Below are 20,642 nucleotides of genomic sequence, written 5' to 3'. Positions count from 1 at the left end.
CGTGGAAGCGACGCTGTGGGATTTCGCGGCGCTGCTGGTGCGCTGGGCACATCTGATCTTCGGCATTGCCTGGATCGGTGCCAGTTTCTACTTCATCTGGCTGGATAATTCCCTGCAGGCACCACCGGAGCACAAGGCTGAGGCCGGCGTTGCCGGCGACCTCTGGTCCTTCCACGGCGGCGGCATCTACGAAGTGAGCAAGTACCGGGGGGCGCCGCCGGCGATGCCCGAGCGGCTGCACTGGTTCTACTGGGAGGCCTACGCCACCTGGCTGTCCGGCTTCCTGCTGCTCTGCCTTGTCTACTACCTTCAGGCGCCCACACTGCTGGCGGGCGAGGGTACCTGGGTGTCCGGCCCGGGGGCGGCGGTGCTTGCAAGCCTGTTGTTTCTGGCAGCCGGCGCGGTGGTGTACGAGATGCTCCTGCGCAGCGCCCCCGGCGGGCGGCTGGCGCTCTTTGCGGGGCTCATGGTGGCCCTGACGGCCGGTGCCTGCTGGCTGGCCTTTGAACTCTTCGCCCCACGGGCCGCGGCCCTGCACGTGGGCATGCTCCTCGGGACCATTATGGCCGGCAATGTTTTTCTGGGGATCATCCCGGCGCAGCGTGCCTTCGTGCGCAGCCTGGAAAGTGGCGGCGAGCCGCCGCTGGCGGGGCTGGCGCAGGCCAAGCTGCGCTCGACGCACAACAACTATTTCACGCTGCCGGTGTTGCTGTGCATGATCAGCAATCACTATCCGGTGCTCTACGGCCACCGCGCCGCGCCGCTGGTGCTGTTTCTGCTGCTCGCGCTGGCGGCCTTCGCCCGCCACTTCTTCAACCTGCGACACCGGGGTATCGTGCGTCCGTCTATCCTCGTGCTTGCGTTCGCGGGTTTCCTGGCGGTGGCCGGCTGGCTGGCCTGGGACGGCAGCCGGGCGGTGGCGAGTGCCGGGCCTCGGCTCTCCGACGAGGAGGCGCTGGCGCTCGTGGAGACGCACTGCACGGTCTGCCACGCGCAGGCGCCCAGCTGGCCCGGTATGGCCGCCGCTCCGCTTGGGCTCGAGCTGGAGACCCTGGCCGCGATCGATGCGGCGGCAGCCCGTGCAGCGACCTCCCTTGGGACGAATTACATGCCGCTGGGTAACGTCACGGGTATGGCGGACGAGGAGCGTGCGGCGCTACTTGACTGGCTACGCGGACGTTAGCGTTCGCGCGGGGGAGAGGCGCTGTTCAGACGCCAGTCGTAGGTCAGGAAGCGCACCGGGAGGTCGCCGGCCTCGAGGGCCATGTGGTTAACGCGGCGCGGGCCGAGGGCGTCGGCGTAGAGCGCGAGGAAGGCGCCGAGGCTGTCGGCGCCGCGCCAGCCGGCGGTAAAGTCCTCCCGGTACCACTTGAATAGCGGCGAGACGGCCACGGCGTCGTCCGTGACCCGGTTGCGGCTCTCGTCGCCCAGGAAGCGCCGGGCCTGGTCTTCCAGCTGTTCCTCCAGCCGGTCGCCGAGGTAGGCCTCCCGGCGCAGCGCGGGGCAGCCGATGCTCGCGCAGTTCACCGCGAAGTGTATGCGCGGCTCGCCGTAGCGGCCGCTGCCGCGGATGAGCCCGTGCTCTACATCGTCCAGGGAGCGGCGCTCGCCGAGGAGGCGGAAGAAGCGCTTCTCCCAGGGTGTGCGCAGCCAGCCGCCGAGGTCCTTGATCGATTTGAGGTCCGGCCAGCCCGACAGCACCAGGACAATGGTGTAGCCGTTGTAGGCGTTGATCAGGAAGGCCAGCCGCTCGTCGGCGGACCAGCGGTCGAAGTCCGACCGCGTGACCGCCGAGAGACGGTCGAGGTAGCGGTTGAGAGCGAGCCGGTCCCGGGCGAAGCCGTCGTAATCCACGACGGTGCTCGCACCGTCGCCGGTCGGTCGCACGTGGGCCTCGAGGAGGGCCGTCCAGGGTGTGTGGTCCGGCGGGGCGGCCAGCACGGCGCCCGGTAGCGCGACGGCAAGGAGCAGGACGACAAGCAGCGAGCGCACCATGGCAGGCGTCTCAGCGGTCGTAGCAGTAGCGCATGTAGGTGATGCCCGGGCTCAGCACCAGGCGCCAGGCCAGGCCCACATCCTCGTCGTACGCCGGATCAAATTCCGCTACCGCCGCCGCCAGGGCGTTCACCCAGCGGGTGTAGAGGTCCGCGGGGATATCGTGCTGGGCGCGGCTGTGCACCGCCGCCAGGCGCCGCAGCTCCGGCGTGAGCACGCGATTGCGGTAGAAATCCACCAGTGTGAACAGGGAATCGTGCAGCATGGTTTTCTGCGCGCTCATGTCCGTATTGGAAAAGCGGTCGGCGATAGCCGGGTCCCGCCCCAGGAAAATCTCGTAAAAACGGGTGGTGAAAGCGGGGTTGAAGGCGCCGTCGCCAAGGATGCGGTGAAAGCTGGCGTCAAAAACGTCGCCGTAGTTGATGGTCGCGTTGCCCATGCCTGTATTCCCTGCCGCCGGCCGGGCGGGGAGGATATCACGGCGTCCGTTTCGGTGCTGTCACTTTCGGTCAATCGACCGGAGCGCTGGCGTCATTGTCCCGGCGCCGTCGCGGGGGGCAGAATGCAGGCTCTTGTATCGACCCCACGGGATGAGAACATGCCGAACGAAGCCTACATTTACGACGCCGTGCGTACCCCGCGGAGCAAGGGCAAGGCGAGTGGCACGCTGCACGAGGTCAAGCCCATCGACCTCGGCGCCGGCCTGCTCCGCGCCCTGCAGGCGCGTCACGAACTGGACACCGCCTACGTCGATGACGTGGTCATGGGCTGCGTCACGCCCATCGGCGAGCAGGGCAGCGACATCGCCAAGATGATCGCCATGAACGCCGACTGGGATGAGTCCGTGGCCGGCGTCCAGCTCGACCGTTTCTGTGCCTCGGGGCTTGAAGCCGTGAACATCGCGGCACAGAAGGTGGCCTCCGGCTGGGAGGACCTGGTGGTGGCCGGGGGCGTTGAGAGCATGTCCCGGGTGCCCATGGGCGCCAACGGCGGCCCCATGGGCGGTGATCCGGCTTTCGCCGCGAAGACCGGCTTTGTGCCCCAGGGTATCGGTGCCGATACCATCGCCACCCTCGAGGGCTGGCGCCGCGAAGATGTCGATGCTTTCGCCGTCGAGTCGCAGCGCCGCGCCGCCCACGCCCGGGACAGCGGCTGGTTCGATCGCTCCGTGGTGCCGGTGGTGGACGAAAACGGCCTCACCATCCTCGAGCGCGATGATTTTATCAAGCCGGGCACAACCCTGGAGGCCCTGGCCCAGCTCAACCCGTCCTTCGGGATGATGGGCGGCATGGGCTTCGACGACGTTATCCTGGCGAAGTACCCGACCCTGGATCGCGTTGACCACGTGCACACGCCGGGCAATTCCTCGGGCATTGTCGACGGTGCCAGTGCGGTGCTCATCGGCAGCGATAAGGCCGGTAAGGACCTGGGCCTTACGCCGCGGGCACGCATCGTCGCGACCGCTGTCCTCGCCACGGACCCCGTGATTATGCTCACGGGCCCCGGCCCGGCCGCGAAGAAGTGCCTGAAGAAAGCAGGCATGACCGCCGCCGACATCGACCTCTGGGAAATCAACGAGGCCTTCGCCTCTGTTGCGCTGCGCTACATGCGCGACCTCGATATCGACCACAGTGTCACCAATGTCAACGGCGGCGCCATCGCCATGGGTCACCCGCTGGGCGCCACCGGCGCCATGCTGGTGAGCATCATGCTCGATGAGCTGGAACGTCGCGACCTCAAGCGCGCCATGCTGTCCCTCTGCGTCGGCGGCGGCATGGGCATTTCCACCATCATCGAACGCGTCTGACACACCCCAGCCACCCGGGACAAGGATTCAAAGCATGAGCGTATTCCACTACGACAAGGACGCCGACGGTATCGTGACCGTCACCATGGATATGACCGGGCCGGTCAATGCCATGAACGATGAGTACCGCGAGGCCATGGGCGAGACCGTTGCCCGCCTCGAAGCGGAAGAGGGCCTGGCCGGCGTTGTCATTGCGTCGGCCAAAAAGGTCTTCTTCGCCGGCGGCGACCTCAACGAGCTGCTGGCGGTGACGCCGGCGGATGTCGAGCGGTTCAAGGGCGGTATCGACACGGTGAAGGACCAGCTGCGCCGCCTCGAGAGGCTGCCGGTGCCGGTAGTCGCGGCCATCAACGGCGCGGCCCTTGGCGGGGGCTTCGAACTTTGCCTCGCCTGCAATCATCGCATCGCCTGGGACGATAAGGGCGTGCAGCTCGGTCTGCCCGAAGTCACTCTGGGCCTGCTGCCCGGCGGCGGCGGCGTCGTTCGCCTGACCAAGCTCCTCGGTCTCGAGAAGGCGCTGCCCTACCTGCTGGAGGGCACCCGCATCGCCCCGGGCAAGGCCCTGGACGAGGGCATGATCCACGATCTGGTGCGCGAGAAGGATGAACTCGTGCCGGCGGCGAAGGCCTGGATCCTTGCCAATCGCGACAAGCCGGATACGGCGATGCAGCCCTGGGACCGCAAGGGCTTCCGTATTCCCGGCGGCGATGCGAACTCGCCGAAGGTCGCCCAGCTTATCCCGGTCGCGACCGCCATGTTGCGGCAGAAGACACGGGGCCTGCTCCCGGCACCGGAGAAGATCCTTGACGTGGCCGTGCAGTCGACCCGCCTCGACCTCGAAACCGCGCTGGTGGTGGAATCCCGTGGTCTGACTTACCTGGTCACCACACCCCAGGCCAAGAACATGATCAGTACGTTCTTTTTCGGGCTGAACAAGGTGAACGGCGGCGCCAGCCGCCCCGACGGTGTGCCGAAGACCAGCACCAGGAAGGTCGGCGTACTGGGCGCCGGCATGATGGGGCAGGGCATCGCCTACGTCTCCGCCATGGCCGGCATCGAGGTCGTGCTGAAGGACGTCTCTCGCGAGGCCGCCGAGAAGGGCAAGGCCTACGCCGAAAAGCTCCTCGACAAGCGCGTGGAGCGCGGCCGCATGACGCCGGAGAAGCGCAGCGAGGTGCTGGCGCTGATCACGCCCACGGCCGAGGACGCGGACCTCGCCGGCTGCGACCTCATCATCGAGGCGGTGTTCGAGAACATGGCCCTGAAGCACGAGATCACCCGCAGCAGCGAGCAGTACCTCGCCGAGGGCGGCGTCTGGGGCTCGAACACCTCCAGCCTGCCCATCACGCAGCTGGCCGAGGCCAGCGACAAGCCGGCGAACTTCATCGGCATCCACTTCTTCTCGCCGGTGGACAAGATGCCCCTGGTGGAAATCATCATGGGCGAGCAGACCTCCGACGAGGCGCTGGCAAAAGCCTTCGACTACACGCAGCAGATTCGCAAGACGCCGATCGTGGTCAACGACTCCCTCGGCTTCTTCACCTCGCGCACCTTCGGCACCTACCTGGACGAGGGCGTGCGGCTCCTCGCCGAGGGCATGCACCCGGTGCCCATCGACAACCTGGGCAAGGCCGTCGGCATGCCCGTCGGCCCGCTGCAGGTCTACGACGAGGTGAGCCTGGAGCTGACCCGGAAGGCTCAGCAGACCTGGGAGGAGATGGGTGTGCTCGACAAGTGGGGCGACGGCACCGTGACCCGCGGCGTGATCAATACGCTGGTGGAGGAGTACGGCCGCGGCGGCCGGCACCACGGCGGCGGCTTCTACGAGTACGCGGAGGACGGCAGCCGGGCCATCTGGCCGAAGCTTCTCGAGCTCTACTACAACCCGGAGGTCTGTGTGCCTGCTCAGGACGTCAAGGACCGGCTCCTGTTCCGCCAGGTGATCGAGTCGCTGAAGTGCCTCGAATCGGGCGTGCTGCGCTCCGAGGAGGACGGCAACATCGGCTCCATCATGGGTATCGGCGCGCCGCCCTGGACCGGTGGTTTCCTGCAGTTCGTGAAGACCTACGGTTACGGCCGCTTCGTCGCCCGCTGTGAGGAACTGGCGACTGCCTATGGCGAGCGCTTCGAGGCGCCGCAGATCGCCCGGGAGCGGGCTGCCGCGGAGACCCCGGCCGCCGCCTGAACGGACCCGGGCCGGTGGGGTCCGGACACTAAAGCGGCAGGGGAATGAACATCGACGACGCCGCGTGCACCGCCCGGGTGACGCGGCGGTCGCCGGCGTCCCCGGCGATGCGTGCCATCATGTCCTGCAGGGCGATGAGTTTGCCGAAGAGCCGCTCGAAGGAGAGGTTGTCCACGACGCCGCGGTATTCGCTGGTGACCAGGAAGGGGCGGCCGTCGGCATGGCGCGTGTGCCTCAGGCGCCAGAGCAGGATCTCGATGTTGCGTGCGCTGGCCCTCAGGGCCTCGGGCTCCAGCGGTTCGGAGAGGAGGTAAGTCTGCGTGTTGTAGCCGTAGGCCTGGCGCAGCATGCCGCCGAGGCCTGCGACCAGGGCGAAGACGCGGTCGCCGTCGAAAGCCGGGTTGAAGACCACCTCGAGGGCGACGATGCCCGTGCGCCCGCCCAGCTCCGGAAACACCAGCGCCCCCGGTGTGTCTCTGAGCAGCTGCAGGCGGCGCTCCACAGTCATGCCCGGTACCTTGCGCAGCTCCGCCGGATTGCGGGCGTAGAGCTTCTCTGCCAGCTCCTGCATCAGGCCCCGGGTTTCGTCAATGAACTCATCGGTGACCAGATCGATGTCGGACTTGGCGATGTTCCTGAATTCGTAGCCGCCGCAGCCCCCCAGAAGCAGCGCTACGAGCAGCAGAAGCGGGCTGATGCGGGGGCGCATGGCGTCCGGCGTCGCCAGCCGGCCTAGTCCGCTGCTTTGCTGCGGGCGTCGGCGGCCAGCTGCGCCAGTAGCTCAAAGGCCTGCTCGGGGTTTTCCCGTTTCAGCGTGAGGAGTCCCAGTTCCAGCTCGCCGCCCATGGCAATTTCCGGCGTCCCGGCCTCGAAGCCGGCGACGATCGCGCGCACACAGTCACCGACCGGCATGCCCCCGGCAATGTCCTCATCGTCCCTGCCCAGGGGTGTACCATCAGCTGTGAGGGCGTTGCGGGCGACCTTGGTCTGAATGAAGCCCGGCGTGATCGTGGTGACGGCGATGCCGTCGGCGGCCACCTCCGCGCGAAGGGCATCGAAGAAGCCCATCACCGCGTGCTTGGCGGCGCAGTAGCCCGTGCGCAGAGGCACGCCGGCCTTGCCGGCGACGCTCGAGGTAACCGCGATGTGGCCGCTGCCCTGGGCGAGCATGACCGGAAGCACCGCCTGGGTAAGGGCAATCTGGCCCAGCACGTTGATCTCCATCATCTGGCGGTAGACGGAAAAGTCCGTATCCACGCAGAAGGAACGCTGGGAGATACCGGCATTGTTCACCAGCAGGTCAATGCGACCGAAGTGTTCGACGGCCGCCCGGGTTTTCGCCGCCATGGTGTCGTAATCGATGATGTCGAGGGGAAGCACCAGGGCGTCGGGGGAGCCGTCGGCCAGGCAGGCATCGCGCACGCGCGCAAGCTCTGCCTCCTGGCGCGCCGACAGCACGAGCTTTGCGCCCTTCGCTGCGGCCTGTCGCGCGAGCTCCTCGCCGATTCCCGAGGAGGCGCCGGTGATCCATACCACTGCGCCGCTGAAGTTGAAACCCTTGTTCATACTTTTGTTCCCGGGCGGAATGAATGCAGGAAGCAAAGATAGCATGGTCGCGGGGTATCGGTGTGCCGCGCTGGACTCGGCGCTGCGGCGGCGGTAACTTCGCGATACTAACCGCGCTCAAGGAACCAGCCGATGCCGCAACCGACTCAGATTGCCGATTGCATGCGGCGCAAGCCGCTGACCATCCATCGCGACGCCAACCTCGTCCAGGCTATTGAAACCCTGGTGGAGTACAAGCTCACCGGGGTGACCGTGGTCGACGATCACGGCCGGCCGGTGGGTGTTCTCTCGGAACTCGACTGCATCGAGGCGGTGCTCGCCGCCATCTATAACGACGGTGATCCGGAAATGTCCTTCGTCCATGAGGCGATGACCGCTGACATCAATGACTGCCGGCCCGGAGACAACATTGTCGAAGTCGCTCAGGATATGCTGCGCACGAAGCAGCGCCGGCGCCCCGTGATCGAAGACGGCGAGCTGGTGGGGCAGGTCAGCTCCAGTAACATCCTCTGGGCGCTCATGGAGCACTCCCGCCGCAAGCTCATAAAGCGGCCGGCCTGAATAACCGGAAGGCGGAAAACGAAAAGAAACGCGGGGCCGCAAGGCCCCGAGGACCTCGGGCAGGAGCGCTAGCAAAAACTGCCCGACGGTTCCCGCTGTCCGAAGCACGTGCTCGCATGTCGGCGACCCATGTCGCCGCCGACACCCTGCGCGCGGACAGCCTTGAGAGGATGAGGAGCACGCCGCCCGCCCCGGGACGACCCTATGCTGAGCCTGTCCCGGACCCAATGGCTGGACGACGCTCCCTCATGGGGGTTTCACTCCACCCTTGCCTTGATGACGGATCGTCGCGGACTTTATTCCAGCAACCGCAGCTTTTCAGGTGAATCGCAGTTTTCCGCGGCGGATGCCGGCAGAGAGCTAGGGGGCGTCTTGCCAGTCGCTGGCGATAAGTGCCTGTTCCTCGCCGGCACCGAGGGCAATAGCGGCGGCGTTGCGGGCAATGAAGCCGGCGATCTTGTCGCTGTCGCTGTCGCCGGCGCCGGCGGGGCGATAGGCCTCGTCGCTGCCGAAGAAGGTGTCCCGGGCGACGACCTGCGTCTCCCAGCGTCCCGATGCCCGGCAGGCCACACCGCGCCAGTCCTGATCGTTGTCGCGGAGCAGGAACTCGCGACACCAGTTGCCGTTGCGATCGGGGAAGGTGAGTACCGGCTGCAGCGCGCGGCCGTCGGCCAGTGTGAGCCAGCTTTCGGCCCGGGACGGTTCCGAATCCAGTGCCTCGGCAAGGAGCGTATCGTCACCGGTGAGGGGCGACTGGCCGTCCTCCCCCGGCACCAGAAGCAGCGCCGCCGCCGCGATCAGCGAAGCGGCCAGCGCGGCCGGCCACGCCGCGCGGCGCGGGGGACGACGCAGCGCTACAACATTTGTGTCATCGCTGAGCAGGGCGGCGACATGCGCGGGAACGGTATCCGTGGCGGCTGAGCAAACGCTGGCCGCAATGCTGCTGTCGAGGCGACGGAGGCGTTCGAGGAGATCTGCGAGGTCCGGTTCCGCGGCAAGCCGCGCCTCCAGGGCCGTGAGCGCTCCTGTTTCCAGCTCGCCGTCGATGTACTGCGAGAGCAGTTCGTAGTCCCTGTCTGTCATGGTCGTTATCCCGTCGTGCCTGCCCTGGATTCAAAGGTCCCGGAGGGCGCTGTCCGTCAATAAGTTCTTTCGTGCCCGGGCGATGCGGCTCATGATCGTCCCCACGGGCACCTGCAGGATCTCCGCTGCCTCGGCGTAGCTCTTGCCGTCGATGGTTACCAGCATGAGGGCCAGGCGCTGATCCTCCGGTAGCCGGCCGAGGGCCTCGTTCACCGCCCGCAGATTGCGCTCGCCGCCGGCCTGGGCCTCCGCAGAGGGCGTCGTGTCATCTGTGCCTGCCTGTACCGCCGGCGTGTGGCGCTGGCGAACCTCCCGGGACCGCAGTTCGTCGATCCAGATATTCTTGCACACCCGGTAGACCCACTTGGCGGTGTGCGCGTCCTCGGGCATGCCTTTATCCAGCATGCGTTCCACCGTTGCCTGAAGAAGGTCATCGGCGTCGGCCACGGCCCCGGTCAGGGACAGGCAGAAGCGCCGAAGACCCTGAAGTTCGGCCATCAGGTCATTGCGCTGCCTGGCGTTGAGCGACGACATGCTTTCCCTGCTACACTCTGAGGACGGTTGGGTGCGCCAGTTTATTCCACCGGGTGGAATTTATCTGCCCCCCGGTCCGTCATCACAGCGCACCCCGGGCTCGACAGCCCCGCCGCAGGTACTAACCATGGATCGATGTCCGGAATTCTCTTTCTTCCCCGTACGCGCCCCGGCGTGCGCCAGTGCCCTGGCGCTTGCCTTCCTGCTCCTGCTGGCGCCGGCGCCGGTGCAGGCGCAGCTGCCCGTCGGCGGCTATCTCGGCGCCGAACCCGTCGAAGAGGACATCGAGGAACAGGTCGAGGAGCAAGTCGAGGAAGCCGTCGAGGAAGCTGTTGAGGACGAGGTGGCCACGGTGGTCGAGGACCAGGTCGAGCAGGTTACCGAGCAGAATATCCAGGAGAACATCGAGGAAGAGATTGAGGAGACCATCGAGCAGTCGGTGGACGACACGGTCGAGGAAAACATCGAGGAGAGCGTCGCCGAGGCCGTCGAGGAATCCGTTGAGGACGAGGTCGCCGCGACCGTCGAGGACTCGGTGCAGGATTCTGTTGAGGATAGCGTCGAAGCGTCCGTTGAAGAGGAAGTCGCCGCGAATGTCGAGGAGACCGTCGAAGCCTCGGTGGAAGAGTCTGTGGAGGCCTCGGTCGAGGAGACGGTAGAGGAGACGGTTGAGGAGACAGTTGAGCAATCGGTAGAGGAATCGGTAGAGGAGAGCGTCGCCGAGGTCGTCGAGGAGAGCGTTGAAGAGTCCGTCGCCGCCAATGTCGAGGATGAGGTGGAAGCGGGCGTTGAGGATGCCGTTGAGAGCGCTGTCGAGGAGGACGTCGAGGCCCGGGTCGTCGCCGCCATTGAAGAGCGCCTGGAGACGGAGATCGACGAGATCGTCGAGGACCTTGAAAGCCACCTCGAGGTCAATGAGGATCGCATTCTCAAGGAGCAGTGGCTGGTCATGGCCGAGCCCGCGGTTTTCGAGGAACTCGACAAGCAGGGGTATCTCTTCGACACGGTGACGGAGCTGCCGGGGCTCGGCCTGCGCCTGGCGGAGGTCGCCGCACCCTCCAGCTTCGACATCACCGAGATACGTCAGGGCGTCCTCGACGTGGTCGGCAAGGATCGCGCCGAGGTGGACCTCAATCACATCTACACGGCCGGTGCGCCGCTTGCCTCCCCGGGCGACGGTATGCTGCCGCGTGCGGCCATGCCGCCGCCGGCTGATCTCGACAGCCTCTCCCTGCGCGTCGGCATGATCGACAGCGACGTGGATTTGACCCACCCGGCACTGTCGACGTCGCAAATCAGTACGCGTTCCTTCGCCCGTCCCGGGGCGAAGATGCCCGCGGAGCACGGCACGGCCATTGCCTCGATCATCGTCGGCAATGCTGCGGATTATCAGGGCCTGGCGCCCAGCGCGGAAGTCTTCGCGGCGTCGGTTTTCGAGCTTGATGGGCGGCAGGGCGAGATCGCCAGCACCGTGAGCCTGATCCGCGCAGTGGACTGGCTCATGTCCTCCGGTGTGGATGTGATAAACATCAGCCTGGCCGGCCCGCCGAACCGTCTGCTTGAGACCGCCCTGGAGCGTGCCGCCGGGGATAACGTGGTGATCATGGCGGCGGCAGGCAATGGCGGTCCGGTCGCCCGGCCCATGTACCCCGCCGCCTACGGATCCGTGGTGGCGGTGACCGCCGTGGATGCGAGCCGGCAGGTGTTCCGCCTGGCTAACCGCGGTGCCTACCTGGCCCTCGCTGCGCCGGGGGTTGACCTGCGCCACGCCCGCCCGGGTGGCGGCTACGGCGCATCGTCGGGCACGTCCTTCGCCGTACCCTTCGCGGTGACGGCAGCAGCGCGACTGCGCCAGCTTCAGCCGGCGGAGAATATCGTTGATCTGCTCTATCGCAGCGCGCTGGATCTTGGCCCGCCCGGGCGGGACGACATCTATGGTTACGGCTTGCTGACGCTCACCAGCTCATGAACTACCAGCCGTAGCTTAGCCGCGCACCGACAATCGTCTGAATGAAGTCTGCCCGGGGCAGGTTGGATTGGTAATCCCCGTAGCTGGCGTAGGTCTGCAGCGCCAGGCGCCGGGTCAGCGGCACTTCCAGGTCCAGCTTCCAGCGCGAGCGATCATCTTCCCGGTCTTCGCCGATGCTTGGCGTTGGTGACAGGTAGCGGCGCGCTTCGAAGCGCCAGGCCAGCTCGACCTTGGCTTGCCGTTCGAGCAGGTCGAAGCGGCGTATGTAGCGCACCTTGAGGCCGTGGGAGCGGAAATCGAAGCGTGCAGCCGTGGCGTCCTCGTCGCGGTAACGGTAGCCGATATTCAGGTAGCTGCGCAGGCCGCGGTGGAAGTAATAGAGGTCCGCCTCGGCGGAATGGGTGGTGGCGTCCCGTGCCTCCCGCTCCTCGATGAGGCGCTCGGAGTACACATAGGCGCTGCGGGCGAACCATTTTTTTGCCAGGAAACCGGACACCGAAGGTGACAGCCGCATAAATTCCAGGAAGGGCTCGCCATCCAGGCGCGAGTTGATGTAATAGGCGGAAATGCCAGTGTTGGCCTTGCCGAGATCCGTTCCCAGGTCGGCGCCTAGGATGTGGGTCTGCCGGTCGACACGGGAGAAGCGCTCATAGCTTGCCTGGCTGAAATCGTAGTTGAGGTTCAGGTTGCTGCGCTCGCCGACGGGCTGCTTGACTCCCAGCTCCAGGTCGACGAGCCAGGCAGAGTCAGCCTCCCCGGAGCTCACGTCTACTTCGCTCACGGAGACGTTGGTGTCGTACTCGGCGCCGACACCGACCTCACCGCGCCACTCCCGGGCCCGGACCTCGCTTTCCTGCGCGCCAGCGCCCGCAGCCAGCGCGGCGAAAACGAGCAGGGAAAGGCATCGGGCGATGGGCATGCTGGCTTCGGTTCCTTCAGCCTCGGGTCAGGGCGCCGGGGCCCGCGCCCCGCAGCGGCGGCCGGAAGCCACGGGAAGACAATGGTAAACTCCGGGCCTCACAAATACTACGGAGACCGGGCCCATGGCCGAAGACAAGCACGAACAGCACCAGGCGTGCATGGAGCGCTTCATCGAACTTGCCAACACCATGAAAGATGAGGGTATCGGCGTCGATGTCGTGTCCTGGTCTCTTATGTCGGCGTCGGCGGTGCACGCTAGTTACACGGTGGCGGGGAACGAAGGCGGCCTTACGGCGTCCGGTATCGACAAGATTGCTGAGGCCTACAAGCAGAACCTTGCGCAGCTTCAGGCGCTGAAGCAGCGGCAGCAGTAGCCAGGTCCTCAGGCCTGCTCGAACTGCAGGTCACCGCTGGCGAGCTTTTGCGTGAGGCGCTGGATCTGCCGTTCGAAATAGGCCGGCTGCAACAGGGGGCGAAGCTTCTCCAGCGGCACCGGTGCGCTGAACAGGTAGCCTTGAATCACATCCGCGCCCTCGCGCTGGAAGAAGGCCAGTTCTCCAGGGCTCTCCACGCCCTCGACGACGATCTCCAGGTGCAGGCTCTTCGCCATGGCGATGATGCCGCGCACGAGCTCGGCATTGCGCTCGCCGCTGGCAAGGCCGAGCACGAAGCTGCGGTCGATTTTCAGTTCGTCCAGCACCAGCCGGGTGAGGTAGCTGAGGGACGAGTAACCGGTGCCGAAATCGTCGATGGACGTGCGCACGCCCAGTGCCTTCAGTTCCTCGACGATGCGCACGGCGCCTTCCTGGCTGCCGATCATGATGCCCTCGGTGAGCTCGAGCTCCAGAGCCTCCGGGGGCAGGCCCGTTTCCTTGAGGACGGTGTCGACGAGGTGCACAAAGCTCTCGGTGAACTGGAGCGCAGAAACATTGACCGAGACTTTTGGCAGCGGCAAGCCTTCTTCATGCAGGCTGGCGAGGTCCGAGCACGCCCGGCGCAGCACCCATTCACCGATCTCGTTGATGATGCCCAGCTCTTCGGCCAGGTCGATCCACTTGAAGGGCGGCACCATGCCGAAGTCCGGATGGTGCCAGCGCACCAGGGCCTCGGCGCCAACCACCGCGCCGCTGCGCGAGTCGACCTGGGGCTGGTAGTGGAGCAGCAGCTGCCCGAGATCCCGGGCTTTGCGCAGCTCCGTTTCCAGCTTGAGGCGCTCGAGGTTCGCTCCTTCCATGTCCTCCCGGTAGAACAGGTAGCGGTTCCGGCCCTGGCGCTTGGCATTGAACATGGCCGTGTCGGCGGCCCGTAGCAGCCCCTCCACGTCTTCGGCGTGCTCCGGAGAAACGGCGATGCCGATGGAGCAGGTGATGACCACCTCCTGGCCGTCCAGGGAAAAGGGCCGGGCGATGGCCTTGGCGAGCCGCGCCGCAACCCGGCTGGCGCTTTCGGCGTGGTCGAGCTGGTTGAGAACCACCGTGAACTCGTCGCCACCCATGCGGGACAGGTCCATGCGCGCCTCGTCATCGGCATTGCGGTGGATCACATCGGAGTCCCGAACGCAGCTGGCAAGACGGTCGCCGATCTCGCGCAGGAGTTCGTCGCCGGCGCGATGGCCCAGGGAATCGTTCACGCGCTTGAAGTTGTCAAGGTCGAGGAGCAGAAGGGCGACCTGCTGCTTGTTGCGGGCGGCGAGCTTGAGGAGCAGTGATAGCTGCTCCGTGAACAGACGGCGGTTCGGCAGGGAGGTCAGCGTGTCGAAGTAGGCCAGGTGCCGGAGGCGCTCCCGGGTCTCGCTGACCCGCTTCACCGCCTGGTCGAGTTCCTGCTGGCGTTCCGTGAGCTGCGCGTCGCGCTCATCCACCTTCATGCTCAGGAGCCGACGATCCGTGTGCATGCGTTGCTTCTCGCCCTCCATGCCGGCGATAACCGTGTTGAGGACGTTGGCGATATCGCCGATTTCCCCGCTGCCGCGGATCTTCAGCATGTGGGTCTGCTTGCCGGCGGCGATGTCGTCGGCGACGGCCGCCAGTTCGCCCAGGGGGCGGGTGATCCGGCGCGTAGTGAGCTGGGCGATCAGGGCGCAGAGGAGCACCACGGCGAGCCCGAAGCCTGCAGAGAGAGCGACCGCGGGGATAGTCCGGGCGAGCAGGGTCAGGCTGCTGATGCCAAGGTCTATGTAGCCGCTGACAAAGATACCGTTGACCTGGTCGGGGTTGGCCAGGGTCAGGGCAAAATCCTGCCGCGAGAGCCCCGGGGCGGTGGGGTTGACCAGTGAGGTGATGGGCAGCATCAGCTCGGCGACGGTCTCGCCGCGGGTAATCGCAGTCACCAGTTCAAAGCCGGGCGGAGCCACCGGGCTGTGATGGTTGAACAGCGACTGTTCAAGAGGAGATTGCTGCCCCCGGGCTTCGCTGAAGCGTGGTAGTACCGCGCCTTCCGCCCAGGGTCGATCGGCGCGGGCAATGATGTCGCCGACGCTGTCCCGGAGCACCGCATGGCGCAAGGCCGGCGAAAGCCCCAGGAACTGCTGCAAGGCGGCGGCAATCTCGGCGGGGTTGCGGAAGTAGAGGGTCAGTTGCAGGTGTGGCTGGCTCGAGACGGCGGTGGAGGCCTGGAGGACCAGCTGATCGCGCTGGTAGGCGTACTCGCGCTGACCGATGAAAAGGACAAGGATAATGCCGGCCGCCACCGCAAGGGCGGTGATCAGAAGATTGATCTTGCCGGAAATAGACAAGATCAGGGGCCCGCGCCTTGGGCGGGCTGCATTTGGCGCCTGGGCGCCGTCATGGCTGTCATCGTTACCCCCGATTCCCGGGAACAGTTTTTCAGGGTAATGCGTCTGGCGCGTTGTGCTGCTCCGGCGGCTTGCTCAAACCCCCTCGTGGTCCCTGCACGAGAACGTTGTCGGGGCATTGCGCCGGGGTGTGCCGCTATGGTGTTGTTTCAGGTTGCCCTTGGGTTTGTATCAGGCTGATAAGAAAGTAGCATGGAGGTTTTCGAGCGTCCAGCGCACCGGTTGCCTGCAGGGAGCGCCGGATGTGGGCGCGGCCCACGGCAGAACAGCCGGCGCCTGACTCGACGACGCTTGAGGCGCAGCTGCCCCGCTAGCGCCCCACGGCCGTGTAGGCAAAGCCGGCGGCTTCGATCAGTGCGCGCTCGTAGACGTTGCGCAGGTCGACGAAGACGTTGCCACGCATGTGCTCGCGGACGCGGGTAAGATCAAGGCCCCGGTACTGATTCCACTCCGTGAGCAGGACCAGCGCGTCGGCGTCTTCCAGGGCTTCCTCCATCGTCGCCGCGTAGCGCACCGTGTCCGGGAGCAGGCCGCGGGCTTCTTCCATGCCCTCGGGGTCGTGGGCGACAACCTCTGCGCCCTTGTCCGCCAGCGCCGGCAGAATGGCCAGGGAGGGCGCATCGCGCATGTCGTCTGTTTCCGGTTTGAAGGTCAGGCCCAGCACGGCAATACGCTTGTCTGCCTCGCTGCCGCCGAGGGCCTGGCGGATCTTCGCCACCATGCGCGCCTTCTGCGAGGCGTTCACTTCCACCGTCGCCTCGACGATGCGGCTCGACAGGCCGTGCTCCTGGGCGATGCGGATCAGGGCGAGGGTATCCTTGGGGAAGCAGGAGCCCCCGTAGCCTGGCCCCGCATGAAGAAACTTCGAGCCGATGCGCCCGTCCATACCCATGCCCTTGGCGACCAGGTTCACGTCCGCGCCGGTGGCTTCGCAGAGCTGGCTGACTTCGTTGATAAAGCTGATCTTCGTTGCCAGGAAGGCATTGGCGGCGTATTTGATAAGTTCGGCGCTCTCGAGATCCGTGACCAGGATCGGGGCCTCGATGAGGTTCAGCGGGCGGTAGAGCTCGCGCAGCCGCGCTTCGGCGCGCGCCGACTCGACGCCGAGGACCACCCGGTCCGGGCGCAGGAAGTCGCCGATGGCCGAGCCCTCGCGGAGGAACTCGGGGTTCGATGCCACATCGAAGGCTGCGTCAGCGTTGGCTTTGCGCACCAGGCGCTGGACTTCCCGGGCGGTGCCTACGGGCACGGTGGACTTGTCGACGATTACCGTATAGCCCTGCAGGTGGTTCGCCAGCTCCGTGGCCGCGGCATATACATACTTGAGGTCAGCGTGGCCGTCGCCGCGGCGCGTCGGCGTGCCGACGGCAATGAAGATGAGGTCTGCCTCGGCTACCGGGCCGGCAAGCTCGCTGCTGAAATGCAGTCGACCGCCGGCGACGTTGCGTGCCACGAGATCATCGAGGCCGGGCTCGTAGATGGGAATCTCGCCGCGCTTGAGGGCGTCGATGCGCTCGGGCTGCTTGTCGACGCAGGTAACGCGGGCGCCGAACTCGGCAAAGCAGGCGCCGCTGACGAGGCCGACGTAACCGGCACCGATCATGACTACGTTCATTTTCGGCTGTTTTCCTCTCGTTGTTCGTAATAGTCCCGGTACCAGGCGACGAAGCGCGCCATGCCCTCGGCGAGGGGTGTTGCGGGGCGGTAGCCGGTCCAGGCGCCGAGGGCGTCGATGTCGGCGCAGGTAGCGGTGACATCCCCCGGCTGCATGGGCTGGAAGTCCTTCACGGCTTCGCGGCCGAGCACGGCCTCGATGGTAGTGATGAATTCGAGCAGCCGCACCGGCTGGTTGTTGCCGATGTTGAAGACCCGGTAGGGCGCGCAGCTGCTGCCCGGGTCCGGTGCTGTGGGTGACCAGGCAGGGTCCGACACCGCCGGGCGATCCAGCACCCGCACTACGCCCTCAACGATATCGTCGATATAGGTAAAGTCCCGGGCCATCTCGCCACCGTTAAACACCTTGATGGGCCGGCCCTCGAGGATGGCGCGGGTGAACAGGAAATAGGCCATGTCCGGCCGGCCCCAGGGCCCGTAAACCGTGAAGAAGCGCAGCCCGGTGGTTGGCATGCCGTAAAGATGCGAGTAGCTGTGCGCCATGAGCTCGTTGGCTTTCTTGGTTGCGGCATAGAGAGACACGGGATGGTCGACGTTGTCGTGAACGGAGAAGGGCATGTGGGCATTGAGGCCGTAGACCGAGCTCGAAGAAGCGTACACGAGGTGCTCTACCGGATGCTGACGGCAGGCCTCAAGTACCGCGAGGAAGCCGTTGACGTTGCTGTGGGTGTAGGCGTGAGGGTTTTCCAGGGAGTAGCGCACGCCGGCCTGGGCTGCCAGATGGACCACCGCTTCGATTTCGCTCTTTGCCAGGAGCGTGCGCAGCGCCGCGGCGTCGGCGATATCCAGCTCGACGACTTCCAGCTTGCTCACGCCGGTGGCGGCCAGCGTTGCCAGCCGGTCACGCTTCAGCCGCACGTCGTAATAGTCGTTGAGGTTGTCGACGCCGAGGACGCTGTCACCCCGGGCCAGCAACGCCCGGGCGACATGGAAGCCGATGAAGCCGGCGACGCCGGTAACGAGAATCTTCATGACGCGCTGCGCTGTCTCCAGGGCCCGGCGGGATCAGCCGCTATGGTAGCAGCCGGTGGCCGCCCTGTGACGGGGGCGCGGGCGCCCCGTCGCGGCCCTGCCGGCGCTCAGTCTCGCGGTCCCTGGAGTACCCGCCGGGCCTGTGCATCCTGCTCCACGGCCGCCCGCTCGAACAGAACGGGTCGCCACTGCTTGGCCCGGTAGAGTGCCGTCTGGTCGCTGAACCAGGGTGAGGCCGGGTCGCCGGCCTGGCTGTAGGTGAGCAGAGCTTCGCCCACCGGTCCGGCATCCTCGAAGGCCAGGGTAAGAATGAAACTGCTGCCGTGAGTGATGGGATAGCCCGAAGCCGTCAGTAGCGGCGAGTCAGCCACCGGGGCCGTGTCGAGATCGCCATTGGGGTGCCCTAGATCGGACGGCTGCAGTGGCTCCCCGGGCTCCGCGGAAACCTGCAGGTTGGCCACGCCCTCGTGGCGATTGCCGCCGTGCACCGGGATGCGCTGGTCCCCGCGGTAGGCGGCCTGTGCCGCGCCGAGGGATGCATCAAGGGGAAGCCCCGCGTGCTCAAGGACCGAGATCGCCTCGGCCAGGTGTTCGAGGGCGATCGCCTCGTCTGCGAGCTGCGCCGGTGTAGCCACCGGTCGCGCTGCGTCGAAGGGCTCCGCGAAGAGACTCCCGGCGTCGAAGTGTTCCCGATAGTCGTAGCGCACCAGCCACTCGCGGAAGAGCACCGCGCCGCGACTGTCTTCGTCGTAGCGTCCGTCGAAGGCATCGATGACGTCGCAGGCTGCGGCCAGGTCGCGCGATCCGCCGTCCACGGTCAGCACCGGCGTTGCCCGGCAGGCATCCACCAGGCTGCCGCGCAGCAATTCCGCAGCCAGGCTGCGGTTGGAGAACAGGGCCTCCTGGACTTCCCGGCGGTTGAAGCGGCCATCATTGCCGGCGTAGTTATAGGGGCTGTCCGGGGCAAGCAGCTGCACGTTCATGCGGGTGCGCAGGCTGCGGGCGGTAGCCTCGGGTCCGTAGAGCGGAGAATAGCCGGTCAGCGGCGCCGCCGGCTGCGTGAGCCAGTAGCTGTCATTCGCGTTGAAGATGTAGTCGCGGCGTTCGAGTCGCGGCCGCCGGTCAAAGGGAACCGTGCCGCGGACCGGCGTGCCCGGGATATCGACCCAGGCGAAGCGGCTGTCGCTGCCGTCGAGGAGAATCATGCCGCGCTCGGCATAGAGGTTTGCCGCGCGGGGATCGCTCGCCAGGCGCTCGCGCCACAGGGCGATCGCCTCTTCGCTCAGGTTGCCCACGGTGGAGTTGTCCAGATAGAGGGCGCGGCCATCGGCACTCGCCGCCATGGTGTTTACCCAGGGCATGGCGTTCCAGCGCCGGTGGGCCTCGATGAAGGCATCGAGATCCGTGGCCAGGTTCATGGCGCGCCACTGGGAGAGAAGGTGAGTGTTCTCAGCGTTGGCGTCCCGGGCGGTGAAGGCCTGCGCGTCCGTCCAGGGCATGCCGGGCAGGGTGAGCATGGGACCCAGATGGCTGAACCAGAGGGTGCGCTCGACCTCGGTGATCATGCCGTCGTTCCCGAGCACGGGCACGCTGACCGTACGCGAGGTCATGGATCGCGGTTCGCCGTCGAGGAAATAGCGGGTGGGTTCCCCGGGCACGAGCTCGAGCTGGTAGAGCACCACCCGTTCGCTGTCGGATACGGTGTGGGACCAGGCGACACCGCGGTTGAAGCCGATGGCGACGCCCGGGGCGCCGAGGAGGTGAGCGCCGTAGACATCGAGCTTGCCGGGAATGGTCAGGTGCTTTTCCCAGAAGCGGTTGCCGCCGTACCAGGGGTAATGGGGGTTTGCCAGAAGCAGGCCGCGGCCGTTCTCCGTGCGCTCGCTGCCCAGGGCCCAGGCGTTGGAACCGAGGCCTGCAAGGGACATGGCGTCTGCGGCCTCGCGGACCAGCGCCGGCGCCACCGCGGCCGTGCTTGCCGCTTCCGGCGGTTGTGCGGCGGCCAGGGCACCGGCCATGCGCGGCAGCGTCTGCGCCAGCAGCACCATCCGCGCCATGAAGTCTTCCGGGGTGACGGCGCGCACCCAGGCTGCGCCGGCGCACCAGCTGCCCGGCGCATTGTCGCCCTGCTCGCGCAGGTACCGGTTGTAGCCGGCGCTGTAGCCCGTGAGCCAGTCGCGGTTGGTGGCGTCCTGGGCGGCGAAGGCGGCCTGCGCCTGCGCCGGTATCCCGAGTGCGCGCACGACACCGTCGGCCACCACATTGCGCTGTTCTTCACCGGGGCCGAAGTAGCGGGCGAGTTCGCCGCGGGCCTGCACCAGGCCGCGGGCGATCTGGCAGCCATGGTCCTCGGCCGCGGCGTACCCCTCGCCATAGCCGAGGCTGCCGAAATCGTCGGCGGTGATGTGGGCGACGCCGTGGCTGGTGCGGATCAGCTCCGCGCGGTAGGCGCTGTCATCGGCGGGGCCGCCCTGGCAGGCCGCGAGCACGAGGAAGCAGGCAGGGATAAGGCGGGTGGCAAAGCGGGGGGCAAGGCGAAGCGGGGCATGCATGGGCGGTGTCCTCTTTTTTATTCGGGACG

General features: G+C 66.5%; 17 protein-coding genes. 6 read left to right on the top strand and 11 right to left on the bottom strand.

Features of this window, described 5'->3' with window-relative positions; translation table 11 throughout:
• The first annotated feature begins 1 nt into the window (after position 1).
• On the top strand, positions 2-1,183 hold the full coding sequence (locus tag HRUBRA_RS08270; protein WP_035516231.1) for a urate hydroxylase PuuD: 1,182 nt from the start codon (positions 2-4) through the stop codon (positions 1,181-1,183).
• Here HRUBRA_RS08270 and HRUBRA_RS08265 read toward each other — a convergent pair.
• Together HRUBRA_RS08265 and HRUBRA_RS08260 are read right to left on the bottom strand one after the other, a co-directional pair.
• Positions 1,180-1,995: a DUF547 domain-containing protein gene (locus tag HRUBRA_RS08265; RefSeq protein ID WP_035516229.1), complete on the bottom strand. Its 816-nt coding sequence runs from the start codon at positions 1,993-1,995 to the stop codon at positions 1,180-1,182. The two genes, HRUBRA_RS08270 and HRUBRA_RS08265, sit on opposite strands and share 4 nt — an antisense overlap.
• 10 nt (positions 1,996-2,005) lie before the next feature.
• Complete coding sequence (locus tag HRUBRA_RS08260; RefSeq protein WP_052094544.1) at positions 2,006-2,434, bottom strand: globin family protein; 429 nt, start codon at positions 2,432-2,434, stop codon at positions 2,006-2,008.
• 159 nt (positions 2,435-2,593) lie between these two features.
• Between HRUBRA_RS08260 and HRUBRA_RS08255 the strand changes: the two genes are divergently transcribed.
• Positions 2,594-3,802, top strand: a complete 1,209-nt coding sequence (locus tag HRUBRA_RS08255; protein ID WP_035516227.1) for an acetyl-CoA C-acetyltransferase — start codon at positions 2,594-2,596, stop codon at positions 3,800-3,802.
• Positions 3,803-3,836: 34 nt separating this feature from the next.
• On the top strand, positions 3,837-5,987 hold the full coding sequence (locus HRUBRA_RS08250) for a 3-hydroxyacyl-CoA dehydrogenase NAD-binding domain-containing protein (RefSeq protein ID WP_035516226.1): 2,151 nt from the start codon (positions 3,837-3,839) through the stop codon (positions 5,985-5,987).
• A gap of 28 nt (positions 5,988-6,015) precedes the next feature.
• Here HRUBRA_RS08250 and HRUBRA_RS08245 read toward each other — a convergent pair whose 3' ends face one another.
• Together HRUBRA_RS08245 and HRUBRA_RS08240 are read right to left on the bottom strand one after the other, a co-directional pair.
• Entirely contained in the window at positions 6,016-6,696 is a 681-nt protein-coding gene (locus tag HRUBRA_RS08245; RefSeq protein ID WP_052094543.1) for a hypothetical protein, read from the bottom strand.
• A 23-nt stretch (positions 6,697-6,719) separates the two neighbouring features.
• Positions 6,720-7,553 (bottom strand): SDR family oxidoreductase, encoded by an 834-nt coding sequence (locus HRUBRA_RS08240; protein WP_035516224.1) that lies wholly within the window; start codon positions 7,551-7,553, stop codon positions 6,720-6,722.
• Positions 7,554-7,685: 132 nt separating this feature from the next.
• Between HRUBRA_RS08240 and HRUBRA_RS08235 the strand changes: the two genes are divergently transcribed.
• Positions 7,686-8,114, top strand: coding sequence for a CBS domain-containing protein (locus HRUBRA_RS08235; protein WP_236629819.1), 429 nt, complete (start codon positions 7,686-7,688; stop codon positions 8,112-8,114).
• Positions 8,115-8,474: 360 nt separating this feature from the next.
• Here the strand turns inward: HRUBRA_RS08235 and HRUBRA_RS08230 are convergent, their stop codons facing one another.
• Positions 8,475-9,197, bottom strand: a complete 723-nt coding sequence (locus tag HRUBRA_RS08230; RefSeq protein ID WP_035516223.1) for an anti-sigma factor family protein — start codon at positions 9,195-9,197, stop codon at positions 8,475-8,477.
• Between the two features lie 30 nt (positions 9,198-9,227).
• Entirely contained in the window at positions 9,228-9,731 is a 504-nt protein-coding gene (locus tag HRUBRA_RS08225) for an RNA polymerase sigma factor (protein ID WP_052094542.1), read from the bottom strand.
• Between the two features lie 127 nt (positions 9,732-9,858).
• Between HRUBRA_RS08225 and HRUBRA_RS08220 the strand changes: the two genes are divergently transcribed.
• A complete protein-coding gene (locus tag HRUBRA_RS08220; protein ID WP_084592541.1) occupies positions 9,859-11,700 on the top strand; it encodes a S8 family serine peptidase in 1,842 nt (613 codons plus the stop codon).
• 1 nt (position 11,701) lies between these two features.
• On the opposite strand, the gene HRUBRA_RS08215 is transcribed toward HRUBRA_RS08220, so the two are convergent.
• Entirely contained in the window at positions 11,702-12,619 is a 918-nt protein-coding gene (locus tag HRUBRA_RS08215; protein WP_052094541.1) for a surface lipoprotein assembly modifier, read from the bottom strand.
• 124 nt (positions 12,620-12,743) lie between these two features.
• Between HRUBRA_RS08215 and HRUBRA_RS08210 the strand changes: the two genes are divergently transcribed.
• Entirely contained in the window at positions 12,744-12,995 is a 252-nt protein-coding gene (locus HRUBRA_RS08210; RefSeq protein WP_035516222.1) for a hypothetical protein, read from the top strand.
• Positions 12,996-13,003: 8 nt separating this feature from the next.
• Here HRUBRA_RS08210 and HRUBRA_RS14700 read toward each other — a convergent pair whose 3' ends face one another.
• From HRUBRA_RS14700 to HRUBRA_RS08190, 4 genes are all read right to left on the bottom strand, one after another.
• A complete protein-coding gene (locus tag HRUBRA_RS14700) occupies positions 13,004-15,355 on the bottom strand; it encodes a putative bifunctional diguanylate cyclase/phosphodiesterase (RefSeq protein WP_052094540.1) in 2,352 nt (783 codons plus the stop codon).
• Between the two features lie 370 nt (positions 15,356-15,725).
• A complete protein-coding gene (locus HRUBRA_RS08200; protein ID WP_035516220.1) occupies positions 15,726-17,030 on the bottom strand; it encodes a UDP-glucose dehydrogenase family protein in 1,305 nt (434 codons plus the stop codon).
• The gene (locus HRUBRA_RS08195; RefSeq protein WP_035516218.1) at positions 17,027-18,061 is read right to left on the bottom strand and encodes an NAD-dependent epimerase; all 1,035 of its coding nucleotides are present in this window, start codon (positions 18,059-18,061) and stop codon (positions 17,027-17,029) included. Before HRUBRA_RS08195 ends, HRUBRA_RS08200 begins: the two co-directional genes overlap by 4 nt.
• A 107-nt stretch (positions 18,062-18,168) precedes the next feature.
• A complete protein-coding gene (locus tag HRUBRA_RS08190) occupies positions 18,169-20,613 on the bottom strand; it encodes an acylase (protein WP_052094539.1) in 2,445 nt (814 codons plus the stop codon).
• Between the last annotated feature and the right edge of the window lie 29 nt (positions 20,614-20,642).

Origin of the sequence: Pseudohaliea rubra DSM 19751, assembly GCF_000764025.1 — a bacterium.
Taxonomy (GTDB): domain Bacteria; phylum Pseudomonadota; class Gammaproteobacteria; order Pseudomonadales; family Halieaceae; genus Pseudohaliea; species Pseudohaliea rubra.
Note: the sequence above shows the minus strand (reverse complement) of the source record. Positions and strands in the feature narration are given on the sequence as shown.